Source organism: Thermoflavifilum thermophilum, assembly GCF_900116565.1.
In the GTDB taxonomy this organism is placed as follows: Bacteria; Bacteroidota; Bacteroidia; order Chitinophagales; family Chitinophagaceae; genus Thermoflavifilum; species Thermoflavifilum thermophilum.
Genome location: NZ_FPCJ01000001.1, coordinates 2,569,233 through 2,590,324 on the forward strand (window position 1 = coordinate 2,569,233; position 21,092 = coordinate 2,590,324).

The 21,092-nt window shown below is 45.8% G+C and carries 24 protein-coding genes; 11 read left to right on the forward strand and 13 right to left on the reverse strand.

Going from position 1 to position 21,092, the window contains the following annotated elements; translation table 11 throughout:
• Window positions 1-9 precede the first annotated feature (9 nt).
• The 5 genes from pgmB to BM367_RS10915 form a co-directional block, all read right to left on the reverse strand.
• On the reverse strand, window positions 10-696 hold the full coding sequence (gene pgmB, locus BM367_RS10895) for a beta-phosphoglucomutase (RefSeq protein WP_092460444.1): 687 nt from the start codon (window positions 694-696) through the stop codon (window positions 10-12).
• A gap of 13 nt (window positions 697-709) precedes the next feature.
• Entirely contained in the window at window positions 710-2,578 is a 1,869-nt protein-coding gene (locus BM367_RS10900) for a glycoside hydrolase family 13 protein (protein ID WP_092460446.1), read from the reverse strand.
• A 10-nt stretch (window positions 2,579-2,588) separates the two neighbouring features.
• A complete protein-coding gene (locus tag BM367_RS10905) occupies window positions 2,589-3,962 on the reverse strand; it encodes an MFS transporter (protein WP_222842626.1) in 1,374 nt (457 codons plus the stop codon).
• 177 nt (window positions 3,963-4,139) lie between these two features.
• Complete coding sequence (gene groL, locus BM367_RS10910) at window positions 4,140-5,771, reverse strand: chaperonin GroEL (protein WP_092460448.1); 1,632 nt, start codon at window positions 5,769-5,771, stop codon at window positions 4,140-4,142.
• A 56-nt stretch (window positions 5,772-5,827) separates the two neighbouring features.
• On the reverse strand, window positions 5,828-6,115 hold the full coding sequence (locus BM367_RS10915; protein WP_092460449.1) for a co-chaperone GroES: 288 nt from the start codon (window positions 6,113-6,115) through the stop codon (window positions 5,828-5,830).
• Window positions 6,116-6,391: 276 nt separating this feature from the next.
• Here BM367_RS10915 and nusB point away from each other — a divergent pair, with 276 nt between their 5' ends.
• The 4 genes from nusB (at window position 6,392) to coaE (ending at window position 8,791) form a co-directional block, all read left to right on the forward strand.
• On the forward strand, window positions 6,392-7,288 hold the full coding sequence (gene nusB / locus BM367_RS10920; RefSeq protein ID WP_245759969.1) for a transcription antitermination factor NusB: 897 nt from the start codon (window positions 6,392-6,394) through the stop codon (window positions 7,286-7,288).
• A 26-nt stretch (window positions 7,289-7,314) separates the two neighbouring features.
• On the forward strand, window positions 7,315-7,731 hold the full coding sequence (locus BM367_RS10925) for a DUF1573 domain-containing protein (protein WP_092460453.1): 417 nt from the start codon (window positions 7,315-7,317) through the stop codon (window positions 7,729-7,731).
• 34 nt (window positions 7,732-7,765) lie between these two features.
• Entirely contained in the window at window positions 7,766-8,107 is a 342-nt protein-coding gene (yajC, locus tag BM367_RS10930; RefSeq protein WP_245759970.1) for a preprotein translocase subunit YajC, read from the forward strand.
• Window positions 8,108-8,188: 81 nt separating this feature from the next.
• Window positions 8,189-8,791, forward strand: coding sequence for a dephospho-CoA kinase (coaE, locus tag BM367_RS10935; RefSeq protein WP_092460456.1), 603 nt, complete (start codon window positions 8,189-8,191; stop codon window positions 8,789-8,791).
• Here coaE and BM367_RS10940 read toward each other — a convergent pair.
• Window positions 8,778-9,251: a hypothetical protein gene (locus BM367_RS10940; protein ID WP_092460458.1), complete on the reverse strand. Its 474-nt coding sequence runs from the start codon at window positions 9,249-9,251 to the stop codon at window positions 8,778-8,780. The genes coaE and BM367_RS10940 overlap by 14 nt on opposite strands.
• Window positions 9,252-9,413: 162 nt before the next feature.
• Here BM367_RS10940 and BM367_RS10945 point away from each other — a divergent pair, with 162 nt between their 5' ends.
• The gene (locus BM367_RS10945; RefSeq protein ID WP_092460460.1) at window positions 9,414-9,773 is read left to right on the forward strand and encodes an L-rhamnose mutarotase; all 360 of its coding nucleotides are present in this window, start codon (window positions 9,414-9,416) and stop codon (window positions 9,771-9,773) included.
• A gap of 34 nt (window positions 9,774-9,807) precedes the next feature.
• On the opposite strand, the gene BM367_RS10950 is transcribed toward BM367_RS10945, so the two are convergent.
• Together BM367_RS10950 and BM367_RS10955 are read right to left on the reverse strand one after the other, a co-directional pair.
• On the reverse strand, window positions 9,808-10,263 hold the full coding sequence (locus tag BM367_RS10950; RefSeq protein ID WP_092461039.1) for an Hsp20/alpha crystallin family protein: 456 nt from the start codon (window positions 10,261-10,263) through the stop codon (window positions 9,808-9,810).
• A gap of 157 nt (window positions 10,264-10,420) precedes the next feature.
• The gene (locus BM367_RS10955; RefSeq protein WP_092460461.1) at window positions 10,421-11,725 is read right to left on the reverse strand and encodes a PQQ-dependent sugar dehydrogenase; all 1,305 of its coding nucleotides are present in this window, start codon (window positions 11,723-11,725) and stop codon (window positions 10,421-10,423) included.
• Between the two features lie 118 nt (window positions 11,726-11,843).
• Here BM367_RS10955 and BM367_RS10960 point away from each other — a divergent pair, with 118 nt between their 5' ends.
• Genes BM367_RS10960 through BM367_RS10970 form a run of 3 tightly spaced genes read left to right on the forward strand, consistent with a single transcriptional unit; the run spans window position 11,844 to window position 14,797 of the window.
• Complete coding sequence (locus BM367_RS10960; protein WP_092460463.1) at window positions 11,844-12,485, forward strand: DedA family protein; 642 nt, start codon at window positions 11,844-11,846, stop codon at window positions 12,483-12,485.
• 13 nt (window positions 12,486-12,498) lie between these two features.
• Window positions 12,499-13,758 (forward strand): MFS transporter, encoded by a 1,260-nt coding sequence (locus BM367_RS10965; protein WP_092460465.1) that lies wholly within the window; start codon window positions 12,499-12,501, stop codon window positions 13,756-13,758.
• A 16-nt stretch (window positions 13,759-13,774) separates the two neighbouring features.
• Window positions 13,775-14,797 (forward strand): glycosyltransferase family 9 protein, encoded by a 1,023-nt coding sequence (locus BM367_RS10970; RefSeq protein ID WP_092460466.1) that lies wholly within the window; start codon window positions 13,775-13,777, stop codon window positions 14,795-14,797.
• 56 nt (window positions 14,798-14,853) lie between these two features.
• Here BM367_RS10970 and mdh read toward each other — a convergent pair whose 3' ends face one another.
• Window positions 14,854-15,795, reverse strand: a complete 942-nt coding sequence (gene mdh / locus BM367_RS10975) for a malate dehydrogenase (RefSeq protein ID WP_092460469.1) — start codon at window positions 15,793-15,795, stop codon at window positions 14,854-14,856.
• A gap of 103 nt (window positions 15,796-15,898) precedes the next feature.
• A complete protein-coding gene (locus tag BM367_RS10980) occupies window positions 15,899-16,429 on the reverse strand; it encodes a TlpA family protein disulfide reductase (RefSeq protein ID WP_092460471.1) in 531 nt (176 codons plus the stop codon).
• Between the two features lie 190 nt (window positions 16,430-16,619).
• On the opposite strand from BM367_RS10980, the gene efp reads away from it, so the two are divergent.
• From efp to accC, 3 genes are read left to right on the forward strand one after another with little or no spacing between them, the layout of a single operon-like run.
• A complete protein-coding gene (gene efp, locus BM367_RS10985; protein ID WP_092460473.1) occupies window positions 16,620-17,186 on the forward strand; it encodes an elongation factor P in 567 nt (188 codons plus the stop codon).
• A 54-nt stretch (window positions 17,187-17,240) separates the two neighbouring features.
• Window positions 17,241-17,741 (forward strand): acetyl-CoA carboxylase biotin carboxyl carrier protein, encoded by a 501-nt coding sequence (gene accB, locus BM367_RS10990; protein ID WP_092460475.1) that lies wholly within the window; start codon window positions 17,241-17,243, stop codon window positions 17,739-17,741.
• Window positions 17,742-17,759: 18 nt separating this feature from the next.
• A complete protein-coding gene (gene accC / locus BM367_RS10995; RefSeq protein ID WP_092460477.1) occupies window positions 17,760-19,109 on the forward strand; it encodes an acetyl-CoA carboxylase biotin carboxylase subunit in 1,350 nt (449 codons plus the stop codon).
• Between the two features lie 3 nt (window positions 19,110-19,112).
• On the opposite strand, the gene coaD is transcribed toward accC, so the two are convergent.
• The 3 genes from coaD to BM367_RS11010 are packed head-to-tail and all read right to left on the reverse strand — an operon-like array spanning window position 19,113 to window position 21,068.
• The gene (gene coaD, locus BM367_RS11000; RefSeq protein WP_092460479.1) at window positions 19,113-19,592 is read right to left on the reverse strand and encodes a pantetheine-phosphate adenylyltransferase; all 480 of its coding nucleotides are present in this window, start codon (window positions 19,590-19,592) and stop codon (window positions 19,113-19,115) included.
• Window positions 19,593-19,596: 4 nt separating this feature from the next.
• The gene (locus BM367_RS11005) at window positions 19,597-20,172 is read right to left on the reverse strand and encodes an RsmD family RNA methyltransferase (protein ID WP_177224211.1); all 576 of its coding nucleotides are present in this window, start codon (window positions 20,170-20,172) and stop codon (window positions 19,597-19,599) included.
• Window positions 20,163-21,068, reverse strand: coding sequence for a DUF3822 family protein (locus tag BM367_RS11010; protein WP_092460482.1), 906 nt, complete (start codon window positions 21,066-21,068; stop codon window positions 20,163-20,165). Before BM367_RS11010 ends, BM367_RS11005 begins: the two co-directional genes overlap by 10 nt.
• Window positions 21,069-21,092 lie beyond the last annotated feature (24 nt).

Here is a 21,092-nt window from a genome sequence, read left to right on the forward strand (position 1 = left end):
CCGGTTGATTTAATAGTTAACATTCGCAGATAAACCAGATAATGATATCCACAAATCAGACGGAGAAACAGAAGCAAAATCAGGAATAATCAAATGTGCCTGTTGCAATATATCTGCCTGCCCTACACCTACGCAATAGAAACCACCCGCAAGTGCAGCTTCCACACCTGCTTTGGCATCTTCAAATACAATGGCCTGACAAGGTTGTATATGCAGCCGGGTAGCTGCTTTGAGAAACACTTCCGGATCGGGTTTGGCTTTTTTGATTTCTGTACCATCCACAATGACATCAAACCAGGGGATGAGTTCTGTTTTTTGCAAAACCATTCTTGCATTTTTACTGGATGAGGCTACTGCAAGGCGAATGTGATTTTCTTTCAGAAACCTGAGGCAAGCTGTTACTCCCGGCAAAACATCGTCTGGTGTCATTTGTGTCAGATATTGCCGAAATAATTCATTTTTTTCAATCAATGTTTGTTCCCGCTCTGCAGGTGTAAGTTGTTTACCGGTCATATCCAACAATCGGGAAAGGGAATCTTCCCGGCTTAATCCTTTTAATGATTCATTATCCTGTTCTGTAAATGTTACTTTCCAGCGGTTTGTGATTTGTTTCCATGACAGAAAATGATAATGCGCTGTGTTGACCAGTACTCCATCCAGATCAAAAATACAAGCCTGAAAAAAAGGTTTATCCATGATTAACTGCGTTTTATGGTTTTAGTTGCCATACCAATGAGGCATAAGGTGGCAGATGAAATTGTGAGATATCTTCAATCGTTTCTCGGTTCAACACATCATAGGCATGTTGGTATCCCTGCATACGTTCAGCAAAACGCTTCGTGGAAACGGAAACCTCGTCATCATTGCCGTTGATAGCTATCATAACAGTTTCATGTGATGTATAGCGGAAATACACATACACATTTGCCTGCGGCACATATTGCATGAGTTTGCCAAAACGAAGTGCTTCACTTTGCTGGCGAAAATGAGCCAAATTCTGTATGAAATGAAAAGCCATGTTTTCGGTATCCGATCTTCCGCTCTCGGTAAACTTATTGACTGTATCGTTTGGCCATCCGCCTGGAAAGTCTTTTCTTACCAGTCCGTCGGGTGCTGATATGCCTTTCATCAAAATTTCATCACCATAATACATTTGCGGAATTCCGCGTGAGGTGAGCAACAAGGTAAAGGCTGATTCATATTTTCGGATATCCTGCCCCACCACAGCATAAATGCGGCTCATATCATGATTGTCCAGAAATATCACATTCTTCATGGGATCCTGATACACAAAGTCCTGTGCAAGGGTCAGATAAGGTTCAATGATGCCCGATGTCCATCCGTTTTTTTGGGTGAAAGCATTTTGTACAGCAAAGCACCATTGAAAATCACATACACCTGGTAAGTTGGATTTGAAAGGAATATCCAGATGATTTCTGGTGAAATAAGCCTGTGGCAATACGCCATGCACCCAAGTTTCACCAAATAAATGCAGCTGGGGAAATTCACGCAACAGAGCTGCATTGAAACGGTTCATAAAATTCAGATCACAATAGATGTAAGTATCTATCCGATATGCATCCACCCCTGCATATTCCACCCACCAGATGGCATTCTGAATGAGATAATTGGCCACATAAGGATTGCGTTGATTCAGATCAGGCATAAAAGGAGTAAACCAGCCATCACTCATTTGCTTCTGATCTGATTTTGATGCATAGGGATCGAATAAAGGAGATTCGCGATAGGTGGTATTGGTATAATGCGGCCATTGATTTAGCCAGTCTTTCATAGGCATATCGCGCACAAACCAATGTTGTTCACCCACATGATTTAGTACAATGTCCTGAATTATTTTCAACCCCATTTGATGGGCTTTTTCCACCAATGTTCGGTACAGTTCATTATCACCCAGCCGTGGATCCACACGATAGTGGTCGGTGAATGCATATCCATGATAGGATGCATGTGCTTCGTTGTTTTCCAGCACAGGTGTCATCCAGATGGCTGTAATACCCAAATCTTTCAAATAATCCAGATGATTGATCACGCCCTGTAAGTCGCCACCATGGCGCGCTGTAAGCGAATCCCGCTGCAATGATTGATCGAGCATGCCGGCTATTCGGTCGTTGGAAGTATCCCCATTGGCAAAACGATCGGGCATCAGCAGATAAATGAAATCACCTGCGTTTACACCTAAGGCTCTCGATTTGCCGTCATCCGGATTGCGGGGATACAGATGGTAATGATACACAAAGCTGCGCTGGTCATCCCATGTAATTTGCAAAGGAATATCACCGGGTTTAGCAGTGGGTTCAATTTGTAGATCCACAAATACATAATGCGGGTTTTCCACATGATGAACCTGAATAATTTTTACACCGGGATAATGGGTTTGTATGTTTGCCTGCCGAAGATTTTCCTGTGCATGAAACAAAATCTGCACGCGTGACCATTTCATGCCGGTCCACCAGAATGCCGGACACACATGGTCAAAAATCTGCTTTGTCTGGGCAATCGCGGGATGCGTACCAGCAAATGCAATCGCAGAAGATAAAGACAACATCCATTTTTTCATGCCTGTTGATTTATGAGTTTGCCTGTAAAACAGTTTTTGTTTTTTGGGAAGATGAAAAAGGTTTTTTCACCTGATCATCCCGATCTGATACAATCAGGTTCATCAAGGCTGCAATTAGCATACATCCTCCGCCAATCAACATGGCGTATATGCTTTCATTATGGAAGAAAAATCGAATCAGAAATCCCAGCAACACAGCGGCCAGAATTTGTGGAATGACGATAAAAAAGTTGAATACGCCCATGTAAAAACCCATTTTTTCAGGTGGCAATGCCCCGGCCAGAATAGCATAGGGCATGGTAAGCGTGGAAGCCCATGCCAGGCCTATGGCAAGCATGGGCCATATCAGCTGCCATTGCTGATGGATGAAATAAATGCTGATCAGTCCGGCACTGCCTATGAACAAACATATCAGATGGGTATAGGTGCGCTTCACGGTACGGGCAATCCATGGCAGCAGAAAAGCCATAAATGCGGAGACCCCGTTATACACAGAAAATAAAACTCCTACCCAATCGCCTGCATCCTGAAAAGCCTGTGACTGGGCATCGGTGGTATGGTACACCTGCTGCGCAACTGCAGAAGTGGTATAAATCCATAATGCAAAAAATGCAATCCAGGTAAAAAATTGTACCACGGCCAGTTGCAACATGGTGCGGGGCATTTGCACAAATCCTTTTCCTATTTCACGTAGGCTTGCAAATAATCCACGGGTTTGTTGTTTGCGTGTTTTCCATGCTTCCATATCATCCGGAGGATATTCACGAGTAGTAAATACTGTCCAGCTGACGGCTGCAAAAAAGCAGGCTGCGCCCAGATAAAAGGCATATTTCACGGAAAGCGGGATATGGTGATGTACGGCATTGCTCACATGCAGCACATGTGTCATCAGATAGGGAAACTGCGAGCCCAGCACGGCACCCAGCCCAATGAAAAAAGTTTGCATGGCAAAACCCAGCGTGCGCTGGGAGGAAGGCAACTGATCGCCCACAAATGCCCGGAAAGGCTCCATTGTGATGTTGATAGAAGCATCCATCAGCCACAACATAACAGCGGCCTGCCACACGGCCCTGCTGTTGGGCATCAGCACCAGCGCCAGCGCGGCTAACAAAGAACCTACAAAAAAATATGGCCGCCGCCTGCCCCAGAACCTGTGCCAGGTGCGGTCACTCAGGTATCCGATGATTGGTTGAACCAAAAGTCCTGTAACAGGTGCAGCAATCCAGAGTATTGGAATGTGGTCAATAGAGGCGCCCAGTGTCTGAAAAATGCGGCTGGCATTGGCATTCTGGAGTGCAAAGCCTATTTGTATCCCAAAAAAGCCTACACTCATATTCCAGATCTGCCTGAAACCAAGATGCGGGCGTTGTACAGGGGGTGGCATGGGTAATTTTCTTCCAATATACAGCAAATAAAAAGAAACTTTGCGTAAAAATTACAATAAGCTTCGAAATAAGTACATGCTTATTCGCCATTTGCCGCTTGTCAGTATCTTTTTCCTGGGGCCAATAAAAAAGCCGCTTCGACAATTGAAGCGGCTTTTGGTGGAGAATTTTTTCTATTAATAATCCATACCGCCCATGCCACCTGCAGGAGCAGGAGTATTCTGCTTGGGTTCGGGTTTATCTGCAACCACGCATTCGGTAGTGAGCAACATACCGGCAATGGAAGCAGCGTTTTCGAGGGCGATGCGGGTAACTTTGGTGGGATCAATGACACCGGCCGACATGAGTTTTTCAAATTCTTCGGTGCGGGCATTGAATCCGAAATCACCCTGTCCGTCTTTTACTTTTTGCACTACGATGGAACCTTCCCAGCCGGCGTTATTGGCAATCTGGCGGAGGGGTTCTTCAATAGCGCGTTTTACGATGTTGATACCTGTGGTTTCGTCGTCATTGTCGCCCTGAAGTTTTTCAAGAGCTTCCAGAGCACGGATGTAAGCTACGCCACCACCCGGAACGATACCTTCTTCTACAGCGGCTCTTGTAGCATGGAGGGCATCATCTACCCGATCTTTCTTTTCTTTCATTTCCACTTCCGTAGCTGCACCCACATACAACACGGCTACACCGCCGCTCAGTTTGGCCAGGCGTTCCTGGAGTTTTTCCTTATCGTAGTCAGAAGTGGTGGTTTCAATCTGGGCTTTGATCTGGTTGATACGGGCCTGGATATCGCTCTTCTTGCCTTTACCGCCTACAATGGTGGTATTGTCTTTATCAACGGTTACGGATTCGGCGCGACCCAGGTAGGTAAGATCTGCATTTTCAAGTTTATAACCTTGTTCTTCGCTGATAACTATGCCACCGGTGAGGATAGCAATATCCTGCAACATTTCCTTGCGACGGTCGCCGAAGCCAGGAGCTTTAACAGCGCATACTTTCAGTGTACCACGCAGTTTGTTCACCACCAGGGTAGCCAGGGCTTCGCCTTCCACATCTTCAGCGATGATCAGCAATGGAGCACCCTGCTGGGCAATTCTTTCGAGAATGTGCAGGATATCCTTCATGGTGCTGATCTTCTTGTCGTGGATCAGGATGTAGGGATTTTCCAGCACAGCTTCCATTTTTTCGCTGTTGGTCACGAAGTAAGGTGAGAGGTAACCGCGGTCAAACTGCATTCCTTCCACGACATCCACATAGGTATCGGTACCTTTGGCTTCTTCTACGGTGATCACACCATCTTTGCTAACTTTTTGCATAGCTTCTGCAATCAGAGCGCCAATGGTGGGATCATTGTTGGCCGAGATGGTAGCCACTTGTTCGATTTTCTTGGAATCGGTACCGATTTTTTCAGATTGTTTTTTCAGATGTTCTACCACTGCTTTCACAGCCTTGTCAATCCCTCTTTTTACGTCCATCGGGTTGGCACCGGCGGCTACTACTTTCATGCCTTCGGTAATCAGGGCCTGAGCCAGCACAGTAGCGGTTGTGGTACCATCACCGGCGATATCGGATGTTTTGGATGCCACTTCTTTTACCATCTGGGCACCCATATTTTCGATGGGATCTTCCAATTCGATTTCTTTAGCTACGGTAACCCCGTCCTTGGTAACGCTGGGAGCGCCATATTTCTTTTCCAGCACCACATTGCGGCCTTTAGGACCCAGGGTAACTTTTACTGCATTTGCAAGGGTATCAATACCCTTTTTCATCCTGTTGCGTGCTTCGGTGTCGAAGAACAATTGCTTTGCCATAGTTGATTGATTTTTTTTGAAAAGATGAATAATAGTATAACAGAAAACATCCACACTTATTCAGGCACAATGGCTAAGATATCTGATTCACGCATGATCAGATAGTCTTCTCCGTCAAAGCTGATTTCTGTGCCTGCATACTTGCCGTACAAGACCGTGTCACCGGGTTTTACTGTGGTAGGTTCATCTTTTTTACCCGGACCGGCAGCCACAACAGTTCCTTTCTGTGGTTTTTCCTTAGCGGTGTCGGGGATAATGATACCTCCCTTTGTTTTTTCTTCTGCGGGAGCGGGTTTGACAATCACCCGGTCGGCGAGTGGTGTGATGTTCAACTTGTTTGCCATAGGTTTGAAATTTTTACAAAGTCAGGAATAATGTTCTGTGCCCTCCCTTATCGAGAATTATGCCATCTCCTGATTTCAGTCAATTTTGCAGCTTTTCAGAATAAGGCTTCCACTTGAGAGCCGGGCAATGTCAGTTTTTTCAGCAACATTGTCAGGTAAGCAGCTTAATTTTAAAATCACAACTTACTGCTTTCGCAAGCAAGGAGATCATTATCTTTGTGCGTTCATTCAGTGGGTGGAATAATGATCAGCAGAAGAAACATCCGGGTTAAGGTCATGCAAATATTATATGCTCTTGAGACAGCAGAATCGCCTCTTGCCAGTTTGGAGGATGCCCGTCGATTGATTGACCCGCATTTGGATCAGACCGAAGCTATCTATACTTATTTGCTTTATTTCCTTACCGAAGTAGCCAGTTATGCCCGTACGGATGCCCAAATCCGGGCTTCAAAACTCCTCCCGACTCCGGAAGATCTGAATGTAAACACCAAAATTGCGGATAACAAATGGGTGAAATATTTGCAGGAACATCCGGTGTTTCAACAGAAAAAGAAAAAAGCGTTGCTGGAGCATGTGATTGACATGGATCTGGTGAAAAAGATTTATCATCAATTGATTGAACTGGATGTATATCGTTTTTACATCATTGCTGCTGAGCGCGATGAAAAAGAAGAGAAAGAAATATTGTCTTATATTTTTCATGAGTTGATGATGAAAAATGAAGAATTTGATCAGCACATGGAAGATAATTTTCCACATTGGCCCGATGATCGGGATATGATGAGTGTGCTGATCAATAATTTCTTCCAGAAACCTACAGGCATTGATTTTCATTCCATTGTACCCGAAGAAAAAAGGGAATATGCAGCAGAGTTATTGTTTACTGCCTATGAAAAAAAATCATACTGCAGGGATCTGATTGCACCCAAACTGGAACATTGGGATCCGGAACGGATTGCCGTGATTGATATGATTCTGATGATCATGGCTATTTGTGAATTTTTATATTTCCCGACCATTCCTACCAAAGTAACCATCAACGAATACATTGATATTGCAAAAGCTTATAGCACGCCCCAAAGCGGTCAGTTTGTGAATGGTATTCTGGATAATATTTTGAAAGACCTGGAGGCGCAGGAAAAAATTCAGAAAACCGATCAAGCACGGAATTAACTGATGAATTTTATACATTTGCGCCCATGCATGCGTACATCCGAATGCTGATGGTAGGATTTACGGGCATGTGGGTGGCCTGTGGTTCACCAGCCAGCGCGCCGCAGGCAACCAATCAACAGCAGGGTCAGGCTACAATTTTCTGGGAGGATACATTGGCCGATCTTGGAACTATAAAAGAAGGTGCTGAAGTGACACATACTTTTACTTTTAAAAACACAGGTAATGCGGATCTGCAGATTCAGCAGGTGATTCCGTCATGCGGCTGTACGGTTGCGGATGTTCCCTCCGCACCTGTTCATCCTGGCCAGCAGGGACATATCGTGATACACTATCATTCTGCCGGCCAGACAGGGGAACAAACCAAACAAATAACCATTGTTAGCAATGCTCATCCCGCAAAGCAATCATTGTATTTGAAAGCACGTATCATTCAACCATAGCCAATTATTTTTCATCCCTAAAACTTTTATGCACATGCAATTCTTATCCACAATTCTCATGGTAGGACAAAACGGACAGGCCAATCCCTCTTTTAGCCTGATTTTTATGCTGGCCATTATTCTGGTCATGTGGTTATTTTTAATCAGGCCTCAGGCAAAAAAAGCCAAACTACAAAAACAATTCAGCGATAGCATTAAGGTTGGAGACAAGATTGTAACCATTGCAGGTATTCACGGGCGGGTCAATAAAATCAACGACGACAATACCTTGCAGATTGAAATTGCTCCCAGCACATATATGACTATTGAGCGTTCTGCTGTTTCCATGGAATATACCCAGGAAATGCAGAAACGCAGCGGTGCAGCACAGAAATAAATATCATTGCTTGGGCAGATAGCTGTTGTTTTTTACCTGATTGGTTATGCCCGACGAAAAATAAACTTATTGCATCTACCGATGCTAAAGGTGGGTATCACAGGAGGTATTGGTTCCGGAAAAACCACAGTTGCCCGCATTTTTGAGCTACTGGGAGTTCCTGTTTACTATGCCGATGAAGCTGCTCGTAGATTGATGCACAGTGATCCGGAAATCATCCGCCAGATAAAAGCTTTGCTGGGTGATGATGCCTATTTGCCAAATGGTACGTTGAATCGCAAATTCATAGCCAGTCGGGTATTTCAGGATAAACAGCTTTTGGAGCAACTGAATGCCATCATCCATCCAGCCACCATTCGCGATGCTGAGCAATGGATGGAACGGCAACATGCGCCTTATGCCATGAAAGAAGCTGCCTTATTGTTTGAAACACATGCCTTTCATTATCTGGATCGAATCATTGTCGTATATGCGCCTGCTGCATTACGCATCCATCGCGTGATGCAACGAGATCATGTACCGGTAGATGAAGTCAAGCGACGTATGCAGCAACAAATTTCTCCTGAAATTGCTGTCCGATTGGCCGATGATGTGATTTATAATGACGAACAAAATGCTGTGATTCCGCAGGTATTGCAACTGCATGAGCAATTACTGGCTGCAGCCAGGCTCAGGCCATCCTGATATAATCTTCCAGCAAGTGAACGGCACGCTGGGCACGCAGCAAATTCCGCTCATGGAACAATACCTTGTACCTGCCTGATACTTTCTGCATCAATACCTGGTAAGTTTTTTTGATTTGCTGTTTTGCTTTTGACTGATGCGGAGTATGTACAAAGAAACGGCGGATTTCATAGAAATAATATCTTTTGATTTTACGCTGAAATAAATTTTTCCGGATGTAGTATATCACTTGCAGATTGCGTTTGACAATCAATTCTTTTCTATGAATACCCAGGCAAGCAAGCCATAGGGCACAAATGATGAACACAAGCCCCAGAGGCTTTATTACCGGATGCAATTGACTGGCAAAAACGACTAACAAGGCACCCATCATCAGCAGCAAACCAGTACCTGCGTATGCTCGGAAGGGAATACTGGTTACAATAAGTTCATCCTGATTGGGATAGAATATTTTAAACATAGCTCATGATTTTGGGGTATTATTGGTCAGCAAAAGCCATTGTACACAGGCTTGTATTTCATTTCTAAATATAATGCCAAATTTTGAATTTCTTGTTTATTTTTCACCGGGTAGTTTTTGTTATTTTAAAAATCTTATTTGATCCATTCAATCGTAAAACTTATGCAAGGACATGTTCAGCAGCGATATTGTTTGTTTCTGGATTTGCAGGATGATCCGGAAAAAATTGCCCGTTATGAAGCCTATCATCGTCAGGTATGGCCGGAAGTTCTGCACAGCATCCGCGATGCGGGTATTGTACAGATGGAGATTTACCGTGCAGGCAACCGGCTGTGCATGATCATGGAAGTCAATGAAAATTTTTCTTTTTCCCAAAAACGGGAAATGGATGAAGCCAACCCAACGGTTCAGGCCTGGGAAAAGCTGATGGATACATTTCAGCAGCGATTGCCGTTTGCAACGCAGGGTGAAAAGTGGGTTTTGGGGCATAAAATATTCGATTTGCAGGAGCAAATGCCATAAAAAAACCGGCCCTGATAGGCCGGTTTATCGAAAATCAGGCTATTTCGATCATTTTCGGTGGTTTTTGTTTGGCTTCTTCTTTCTTCGGGATGGTCAGATGCAGTATGCCATCTTTATAGTAGGCTTTGATCTGATCTACCTCTACCACGTCCTTGGGCAGGGTAAAGGTGCGACGGAAGGATTGATAGCTGAATTCTCTCCGGGTATAATTTTCACCTTCCTTTAGCTCCCGTTCATCTTTCTTTTCGGATGAGATGGTGAGCAGGTTGCCATCCAGCTCCACTTTGAAATCTTTTTTGTCCATACCCGGAGCAGCCATTTCTACTTCAAAGCTGTCGCGTGTTTCAATGATATTCACTGCCGGGACAGTGGTACCGGTAGCAGAGAAATTACCCAAAGCCCAGTCAAACCAATCCCGAGTCCAGAAATCATTAAACAAGGAAGGGAAGTCACTCCAAAAACCACCATTTGAACGTTTCACCAGTGACATAGGCACCTCCTTTTTTAGGGTTAAACCATGGAATAACCATCTGAAAAGGAAGCGAATGCATTTTTCATTCAATCAAACCCAATGCCACTGGTTTTCAGTGCAATCAAGCTGACAGGAAAGCTTTCAATTTTTGCTGTGTTCAGACAAACTGACATTTTTATTTTCCGGTATAGGCAATACGCCATACCGATCCACCCAGATCGTCTGTAATATAAAGTGAACCATCTGGTCCCTGTGCAAGGCCTACCGGGCGATGGGCAGGACTTTGGTTGTTGGGCGATTGGGTGAAATTGTCCGCAAAAACACTGTAGTTGCCGGTTGGCAGGCGACTTCCATTTTTAAACGGCACAAAAACCACTTTAAATCCGGCTTGTGGCAAGGGTGCCCGGTTCCAGGAGCCATGAAAGGCGATGAAAGCACCGTATTTGTAAGAGGAAGGAAATTGATTGCCTGTATAAAACAACAATCCCAGAGGAGCCCAGTGCCCGGGGAAAGCCATGATAGGCGGATCATACTGATTAGCGGGAGCAGCCTTTTTTCCATCTCCCCCATATTCCGGTGCGATGATGCGTTTCTTTTGGAATGGATCATAGTAAGTGTAGGGCCAGCCATAGTTGCCTCCCTGGCGGATAAGCAAAAATTCTTCGGCTGGCAGTTCGGCTCCTTGTTGAGCATTGTAATATTGTGGATAAAGCTGATAAAGCTGGTCGCGCCCATTCATGGCTGCATATAACTGGTGATTGACGGGATTCCAGTCGAGTGCCACGCAATTGCGCAGCCCGGTAGCATATCTCATACCACCATGGTCTTCGGTTTGATTGGGCACATCGGCGCGGAACCGCCAAATACCTGCATAGTGTTCAAGCAAGGGGCAGGGATTCTGTCCCGGCGAACCTTTTTGACGATCCTCATATTGACAGGCATTGGAAGGCGCGCCTACATTCACATACATGTACCCCTGGTTATCGAAAGTAAAAGTTTTGGTTTCATGTTGATGTTGAATGGGGAAACGCGCAATGGTTTCAGCGTGGGCATCGGGCAGGAGTTGTCCATTGATGAGCCGGAAACGCATGATAGCCGTATCACTTCCAAAATAAAGGTATCCTTTGTAAATGCCGATTCCATCCCCACGGGTATCAGGTCCGAAATATTCAATGATATCGGCCTTACCGTCGCCATTCTGGTCGCGCAGGCAGGCAATGGCATGTCCGTTGTGCGGAGCCCGGAGAGCTACATAGATATCCCCGTTGTCGCGCACTACAATGTGACGGGCTGCTCCGATATGAGAAGCCACCACCACAGCATGAAACCCGGCCGGCAATTTTAATTGATCATCATTGGGCGCAAAAGCCAGATGGGATACTGCTTGTTGCTGTGCATCTGAATGGCAATTACTGAAACCAACCCCCATGCACCCAGCCAGAAGCACATACAATGTTTTGGTGAAAATGTGCCTATTCATTGTTTTCCGGATTTTGATGAACTAAGTTAGTTACTCTTTTTCAAAAACCCTTATGCTTAATCTGGAATCCTTTATTTTTACGCAGTTTTTGTATCACAATTTCAGCTGAAGCGTTATTATGCATGATGTAATCGAGTTTCTCAAGCATTTGATCAATCCTTCCTGGATCATTCACCATGGCGGATTGTATTTATTGTTATTCGTGATTTTTGCAGAAACGGGTTTGTTTGTAGGTTTTTTTCTTCCGGGTGATTCGCTGTTGTTTGTGGCCGGCATGCTTGCTGCTCATCCTGATGATCCGTTTGAAATGCCTTTTGCTCTGGTTGTAATGTTGGTAGCAGCTGCCGGTATTTTGGGAAACTTTACCGGATACTGGTTTGGAAAGAAATCAGGACCATTGCTGTTTAAGCGGGAAGATAGCTTGTTTTTCAAGAAAAAACATCTCATAGCTGCCCATGAGTTTTATGAAAAACATGGAGGGTTAGCCATTATTTTTGCGCGTTTTTTGCCGTTTATCCGCACATTTGCGCCCATAGTTGCCGGAATTGTGAAAATGGATTACCGAAAATTTACACTTTTCAATATCATTGGTTGTGTGCTCTGGGTATCTACCATGATGTGTGCAGGCTATTTTTTAGGTATTTCATTTCCCTGGTTGGGCGATCATCTGGAATGGATTGTGTTGATTATTGTGTTGATTACTACAGCGCCTGTGATTTTTCGGGTAATTTTGGGATCGCGAAAATCCACGCTTCCATAAAAAACACCAAGCTATGGAACCTTTATCCACTACCCGTTCCCGACAGACCTCTGTATTAAGTCTGGTAGTGATTGTTTCCTCTTTGGGATATTTTGTTGATATTTATGATTTGCTGCTTTTCACCATTATCCGCATTCGCAGCCTGAATGATTTAGGCATTACAGGGGATGCCCAGCAAACGGTTGGCCTTTCCCTGTTGAATTTTCAGATGGTTGGATTGTTGGTGGGGGGCATTTTGTGGGGCATTCTGGGCGATAAAAGGGGCAGACTTTCGGTATTGTTTGGGTCCATATTGTTGTATTCTGTTGGGAATATTGGCAATGGTTTGATTCATGGGCCGCATGTGATTTTCTGGTACAAGTTCTTTCGGTTGATAGTAGGTTTGGGATTGGCCGGTGAGTTGGGTGCAGGCGTCACATTGGTTTCCGAATTGTTACCGGCTGATAAGCGGGGCTATGGTACCACTATTGTGGCAAGTGTAGGCATTTTAGGTGCCGTGGCGGCTTATTTTGTGGCCCAAATTATTCCCAGCTGGCGGGTATGTTATTTTGTGGGAGGCGGATTGGGTTTGTTGCTGCTGATCTTGCGGGTGGGTGTGCTGGAATCGGGTATGTATAAAGCTATTCAGCATCAGCCTATTTCAAAAGGAAATTATCTGGCTTTTTTCACCAATGCCAATCGTTTTTTCCGTTATCTGACGGTGATTTTGCTGGGTCTTCCAGCCTGGTATGTGGTGGGGATCCTGATTGCTTTTTCCGATGGTTTTGCTAAAACGCTGCAGATTCAGGGTACACCGGATCCGGGCAAGGCAGTGATGATCAGCTATACCATTCTCACATTGGGTGGGCTGGCATGTGGCTATCTGAGTCAGTTGCTGAAGAGCCGGAAAAAAGCGTTGTACATTTTTTACATCATTTGTTTCCTGGCTGTGGTGGCCTATTTCAGGGCCTATCATGTGAGTCTGGGTACTTTTTATCTGATTTGTGGCCTGTTGGGTTTGGGCGTGGGCTTCTGGTCTGTGTTTGTTACGGTAGCGGCCGAACAGTTTGGTACCAATCTGCGTGCCACGGCCGCTATTACGGCGCCCAACTATGCGAGGGGTGCATTGCCACTCATCACACTGTTATATCACTTTCTGGAAAAGCAGGTATTTCAAAGTAATATGCTGGGCGCATTCTGGACGGGTGTTATTTGCATCGGAGTGGCTTTCCTGTCGGCACTCTGGCTTAAGGAAACCTATGGGAAAGATTTGAATTTTGTTGAAAAAATTTAATGGGTTCATTGTTTGCATGGCTAAATTGCTGGTTGTGCGGTTTTCTTCCATCGGCGATATTGTGCTGACCACTCCCGTGCTGCGGTGCATGAAACAACAATTACCCGGCATTACTTTGCATTATTTTACAAAAGCCGCCTACCTGCCCTTGTTGGAAGCCAATCCGTATGTGGATTCCGTTCATTTATTGACGGATGACTGGCGTGCAGGAATCCGACAATTAAAAAACGAGCATTATGATGCCGTGATTGATTTGCATCATAACCTGCGCACGTGGCGATTGTGGATGGATTTGAAGATCCCCATGTATCGTTTTCCCAAATTAAACCTGCAGAAGTGGCTGGTGGTGCAAACCAAGCGAAAAGCACTGCTGCCGGATATTTCGGTGGTAGAACGGTATTTTGAAACGGTAAAACCGTTTGGTGTACATCCCGACGGCGAAGGAGTAGAATATTGGATTCCGGAAGGCAAAGGATTCCCTGCTGAAAAGTTACCTGTTTCCTTTCAGCATGGGTACATGGCCTGGGCGATTGGCGGCGCACATGCCACCAAAAAAATGCCGCCTGATCGCATGTTGCAGCTGGCAGCCCTGATCCCCTACCCTATAGTGATACTGGGTGGGCGGGAAGATGCGGATGTAGGTGCAGTTTTCGCCAGTCAATATCCAGACAAAATTGTAAATCTGGCCGGCGCGTGTTCCCTTCATCAATCGGCCGACATCATCCGCCAATCACGCCTGCTGCTGACGCACGACACGGGTATGATGCACATTGGCGCTGCTTTCCGTAAACCTATGATAACCATCTGGGGTAATACCATACCGGAATTTGGCATGTTTCCCTATTATGGGAGCCGTTATCAGCGGGGAAAGCAGTCTGAGTTGTTTGACATCATTGAGCATAAGGAATTATCCTGCCGGCCTTGTTCAAAGATTGGATATGAAGCCTGTCCCAGGGTTCATTTCAAATGCATGCGCGAGCTGGATTTAACTGAAATTGCACGGGCTGTGCATCGTCGTTGGAAGCAGGTTACAGCATGACAATAAAAAAACCGGTCAACGACCGGTTTTTGCCTTCAGATTAAGATCCTGATAATTTAGCTCTTCACCAGCTGCATGTTATCGAGCACGTTCATCACTTCCCGCACATGATCAGCCGAAGCTTTTACCAGTTGCATTTCCTGCTCGTTCAACTGCAGCTCAATAATTTTTTCAATGCCATTCCTGCCCAGCACTACAGGGACGCCCAGGTAAATATTTTTCAATCCATACTGGCCGGTTAACCACGCACAGCAAGGCAGGATGCGCCGTTCATCTTTACAGATGGCTTCCACCATCTGGGCTGCAGCTACACCGGGTGCATACCAGGCTGAAGTGCCCAGTAGATTTACGATTTCTCCGCCACCCTTCTGGGTGCGTTCGATAATGGCCTGCAGGCGATCTGCACTTACCAGCTCCGTAACCGGGATGCCACCTACACTGGTATATCTTGGCAGCGGCACCATGGTGTCGCCGTGCCCACCCAATAACAACGCTTCAATATCCTTTGGAGAACATCCGATTTCTTCGGCCAGAAAAGCTTTATATCGGGCTGTATCCAACACACCGGCCATGCCAAATACCCGTCTGCTGTCAACCTTTGCCGTCAGATAGGCACAGTAAGTCATCACATCCAGGGGATTGGAAACAACCACCAGGATGGCATCCGGAGAGTATTTCATGATGTTTTCGGTCACCGATTTCACGATGCCGGCATTGGTAGAAATCAAATCGTCCCGGCTCATGCCCGGTTTGCGGGGCAATCCGGAAGTAATCACCACCACATCGCTGTTGGCTGTCTGGCTGTAATCGTTTGTCACACCTCTTACGCGCGTGCCGAAATGCAGGATAGGAGCAGATTCCCATATGTCAAGCGCTTTTCCCTCAGCCACGCCTTCTTTGATGTCAAGCAAAATAATTTCCTGCAGAAAATCTTTGCTGGCTAATACATTGGCACAGGTGGCGCCTACATTACCGGCACCTACGACAGTTACTTTCATGGAAAACAATTTTTAAGATGGAAGGAATAATTTGCACGAACGCAAAATTAGTCCTTTGTGGCAGAATGAAAAAGCTGTTCGTGTATTTTAACGATAACCGTTCTCAGGGCTTAAGGTAATGCAATAGCGTATCTGCCGGTCTGGTACCTTCTGCATGATAGACAAGCTCCTGGCGGGAATTGTAGATATACAGTCCGGGAAAGAAATGGAGGCGATAAAAACTCAGCAGCCAGCGCTTTTCGTCTGTAGCCACAGTAATGATTTTCGGATATTGATCCAGGTGATAATCGTGCGTGTACTGAATCATATCATTCACAGGGAAATGCGTAACCATCAGAATTTGAGTGCCTTTAAACTGTTTGATGTGTTGCACGATATCTTCCGTTTCATGATGGCAGTGCTCACAGTCCACACTGAAAAGGAAAATGAGTGTGGGGATATTTTTCTTCAGATCTTTTTCGGTGAATGTTTTTCCATCGGCCGTAATGACACTGAAATGCGGAATGGTAGGATATCTGAGAAACAGCGGTTGATCACTGGTATTATCCTGTGCATGGGCAGAAAAGCCGCATGCCAGTACCACGGCCAGCATAGCTGTACAAAACATATAAGTTCTCAAACGAAAGATTTGCATATCAACAGATTTTCTGGAAGTTGAACAGCGGGTAAAGTTAGCAGGTTTTTGGTAAATTCTTTTTTGAATATTGTTAATCGTTTTGTAAGTTCACACCTGCAGCAACGGGTATGAGAGGTTGGAAAAATTTTTTCTTTTATACCTTTGCGAATTCTTAACGCATTGTATTTGCTATCTAATTCTCGAAACTATGGCAACAACTGCAGACATTCGCATGGGTCTTACCATTAAGCTGGGAAATGAACTATACCAGGTTGTGGATTTCGGACAGAACAAAACGGCAAGAGCCGCTGCAAAAGTGTGGGCTAAATTAAAAAGTGTGGAAACCGGTAAAACCATTGAACATACCTGGAATTCAGGTGATACCATTTATCCGGTAAGGATTGAAAAAAAGCCCTGTCAGTTTCTCTACAAGGATGATACGGCTTATTATTTCATGGATAATACAACCTACGAACAAATTGCCCTCAATGAAGCTCAGGTTGACAGGCCCGAGTTTTACAAGGAAGGTCAGGAGTGTTTTATCCTGATCAACACAGAAAACGATCAACCCATCAGTGTGGAGTTACCCGATAAAATTGTGTTGCGGGTTACTTATACCGAGCCCGGTTTGAAAGGCGATACGGCTACACGAGCCATGAAACCGGCCACAGTTGAGACCGGTGCAACGGTGATGGTGCCTTTGTTTGTAGATAACGATGAATTGATACGTGTAGATACACGTACAGGTGAATATGTAGAACGTGTAAAAGCATAGTAAATAGCTGATCCTTTTCGGAGATCAGGTGATTGTTCACATAAACCTACATACATGGACTTTAAACAGATTCAGGAGCTCATCAAGCTGGTCAGCAAGTCAAACATCTGTGAAATCAGTATTGAAGAAGAAAATTTCAAAATCACTATCAAACAGAAAGACCACCCCAGTGAAGGAGCCCCGTTGGTGCAGCCTGCTTATCCGATGGTACCCACCATGGCAGCAGTTCCCCCCTCTCCGCTCCCGATGCCTGCAACACCTGCTCCTCAGCCAGCCGCACAACCTGCAGCTCCAGCTTCAGCCAAAGAAGAAAACTACATCACGATTAAATCACCCATGATCGGTACTTTTTACAGAAGTCCTTCGCCCGACAAACCGCCTTTTGTTAACGTGGGAGATGAAATAAAACCCGGGCAGGTAGTTTGCATCATTGAAGCCATGAAGCTTTTCAATGAAATTGAAAGTGAGGTATCGGGCAGGATTGTAAAGGTATTGGTGGAAGATGCCTCTCCGGTTGAATTTGATCAACCTTTGTTTCTTGTTGAGCCGGTTTAATCAATTCAGGTGAGCGACATGTTTAAAAAAATACTGATAGCCAATCGAGGTGAAATTGCCTTGCGGGTGATTCGTACCTGCAAGGAGATGGGTATTAAGACAGTAGCGATTTATTCAACAGCCGATCGGGATAGCCTGCATGTGAAATTTGCGGATGAAGCTGTGTGCATTGGAAAGCCGGCCAGTACGGAGTCATATCTCAACATTCCGCATATCATGGCCGCGGCTGAAATCACCAATGCGGATGCCATTCATCCCGGTTATGGCTTTTTGGCCGAAAACGCCCGTTTTGCCGAAATCTGTGCGGAGCACGGCATCAAATTCATTGGTCCCACGGCCGAGATGATTCGCAAGATGGGCGATAAAATGACGGCCAAAGAAACCATGATAGCCGCAGGCGTGCCTGTAATCCCCGGTTCTGAAGGCTTGCTCAGCAGCCTGGATGAAGCCAAATCGCTTGCGCGTGAAATTGGCTATCCGGTGATTTTGAAAGCCACTGCGGGTGGCGGAGGAAAGGGCATGCGGGTAGTATGGGAAGAATCCGAACTGGAAAAACAGTTTCAGGTAGCGCGTGCCGAAGCCAAAGCAGCCTTCAACAATGATGGCATTTACATGGAGAAATACATCGAAGAGCCCCGCCACATTGAATTTCAGGTGGCCGGCGATCAATACGGCCGCGTTTGCCACCTCAGTGAACGCGACTGTTCCATACAGCGTCGCCATCAAAAACTCGTGGAAGAATCTCCCTCTCCGTTCATGACACCTGAGTTACGGGAAAAAATGGGCGAAGCAGCCATCCGGGCAGCCCAGGCTATTAATTATGAAAGCGTGGGTACGGTTGAATTCCTGGTAGATAAATACCGCAATTTCTATTTCATGGAAATGAATACCCGTATCCAGGTTGAGCATGGAGTTACAGAAGAGGTAATCAATTTTGACCTGATTAAGGAACAAATTAAGATTGCGGCTGGTGTACCTATTTCGGGCAAAAACTATTATCCGCAGATGCATGCCATTGAATGCCGCATCAATGCCGAAGATCCTTTCAATGATTTCAGGCCCAGCCCGGGTCGTATTACCACCCTACATGTGCCGGGTGGACATGGTGTGCGGGTAGATTCGCATATCTACGCTGGATATGTGATTCCACCTTACTATGATTCGCTCGTAGCCAAATTGATTACGGTGGCCCAAACGCGCGAAGAAGCAATATGTACGATGGAGCGGGCTTTGAGCGAATTTGTGATAGAAGGCATTAAAACCACCATTCCGTTTCACCTGCAACTGATGCGCAACGAAGCCTTCCGCCGCGGTGAATTTACTACCCAGTTCCTGAATGAGTTTAAGCTGGAACCCGTGGAAGAATGAGGTTTATTCTGGGTTTGCCTGCAATGTACGATATACCACCTCAGGTACAAAGGCTGAAATATCGCCTCCGTTTCGTATCACATCGCGAACCAATGTAGAGGCCGTAGTGGCGTAGGCCGGAGCTGAAGCCAGAAACACGGTTTCAATGTCTGGCGCCAGCGCCCGGTTCATGTCGGCAATGGATTTTTCATATTCAAAATCGCTAACGTAACGGATGCCCCTCAGGATGAAGCGTGCCTGTTTTTTTTGGCAAAAAGCTACGGTGAGCCCCTCATAAGCTTCGGCTTCCACTCTTGGTTCATCAGCAAATACAGCCCGGATCCAACCGAGTCTTTGTTCGATGCTGAACATCGGTTGTTTCAGCGAATTGACCCCTACTCCTACAATAATCCGATCGAACAGCTGCAAGGCGCGCCGGATGATATCTACATGCCCAAGCGTAATGGGATCAAAAGTTCCGGGGAATACGCAAATGTTTTCCATGCCATCAGGAATTAGGTGCAGATAGTGGTTCAGAAGAAGATTGGGGTTGATCACGGAAAAAGGAAAACATGGTTTTCCCGTATCGGCGGCTGAACATCAGGTGTGGATGATGATCAAAATGTATTTGTGCGATGTGCTCCAATACCAGCCAGCCATCTTTTTTCAAGAGTCCGTGTTGCAGAATGGTATCGGGAAGCAGGCGTACGTCTTCCATTTCATAGGGCGGGTCGGCAAAGATCAGGTCGAATTTTTCGGGTGTGTGTTTGATGAAATACCAGGCATCGGCCTGTATGGCTTCACAGGTAGTCATGCCCCATTGCCGGATTTGCTGTTGGATAAACTGCACTACTTTGCGGTGATGATCCACCATCACCACGCGTTGTGCGCCCCGTGATGCCAGTTCATAACCCACGCTGCCTGTGCCCGCAAATAAGTCGAGCGCTTCCATGCCAGATAGATCCAGCCTGTGTTGCAAAATGTTGAACAGTCCCTCTTTGGCCCTGTCGCTCGTAGGCCTGCTGCGAAACCCTGCGGGGGGAGAGAATTTTCTGCCTTTCCAGCTGCCACTGATTATTCGCATAAGGCCAATGAAAGATTTAGAAAAAAGAAATGTCCCGGATAATGGGTAAAAGCATCCACATAACCAAACGGACGTGGGCGGCTCAGCCATTGGATAACAGGCACATAGGCATAGAGTAGCTCGTAGAGCCTGGACTGGCGCGTAATTTCACCGCCCAGTACACAACGCATGGCGGATACATTCATTTGAAAATGTTTCACTACGGCCAGCACATGATAGAGTACATCTGTTTCTGATGTAAAGCTTATGCGGTGAAAGTACAGCAATTGCTCATGCCGCCTGGCCAGTAAATAGGCATGATGCTGGTGAAAGCAGATGAAAAGCTGTTCACCCCGTTTGTCGGGATAGAGCTTAAAGATGCTTTTTAAAAATGCTGTGGAAATATGATGCAGGTGAAACCTGGGAAACTCTTTTCTCAAAAGATTGAGAAATTGGGTCTGCACGGCAAAAAGATTATAGGCACCGCATTCTTCCACTGCATCCCGCTGGATGGTGTCATCTTCTTTCAGCAGGTGCAGGGGCGTGAAATAGGCATTTTCAGCCTCGGCCACGTAAGCATCGGCGGGTACCAATGTGTGGGGCGGATAATCATAGCCCACATATACTTCGTGAAACGGCAGGCGCAAGACACCGTCGTGTTCAAGAAAAAATTCAAGGGATGCAGCTACAGTAGCTGGCAAACCGGTTGGGGTTTCGGCTGCGGGCTGCACTGAAGCTGCATCTGCTGGCAACTGATAAGCTTTAAGATTGATGAATGTATTGTCGTGATTTTTGATGGCATAGGAAAGATAATCCCGGCCCACCTGCAGCAGCAAGGTCCAGGAAGAAGCGTCGGCCTGAAGCAGCACCGGATCATCCACGGAATACATGGGTTGTATGGCAGGCGTGATTTGCATGGTATATGCTTCAGCGCAATGATA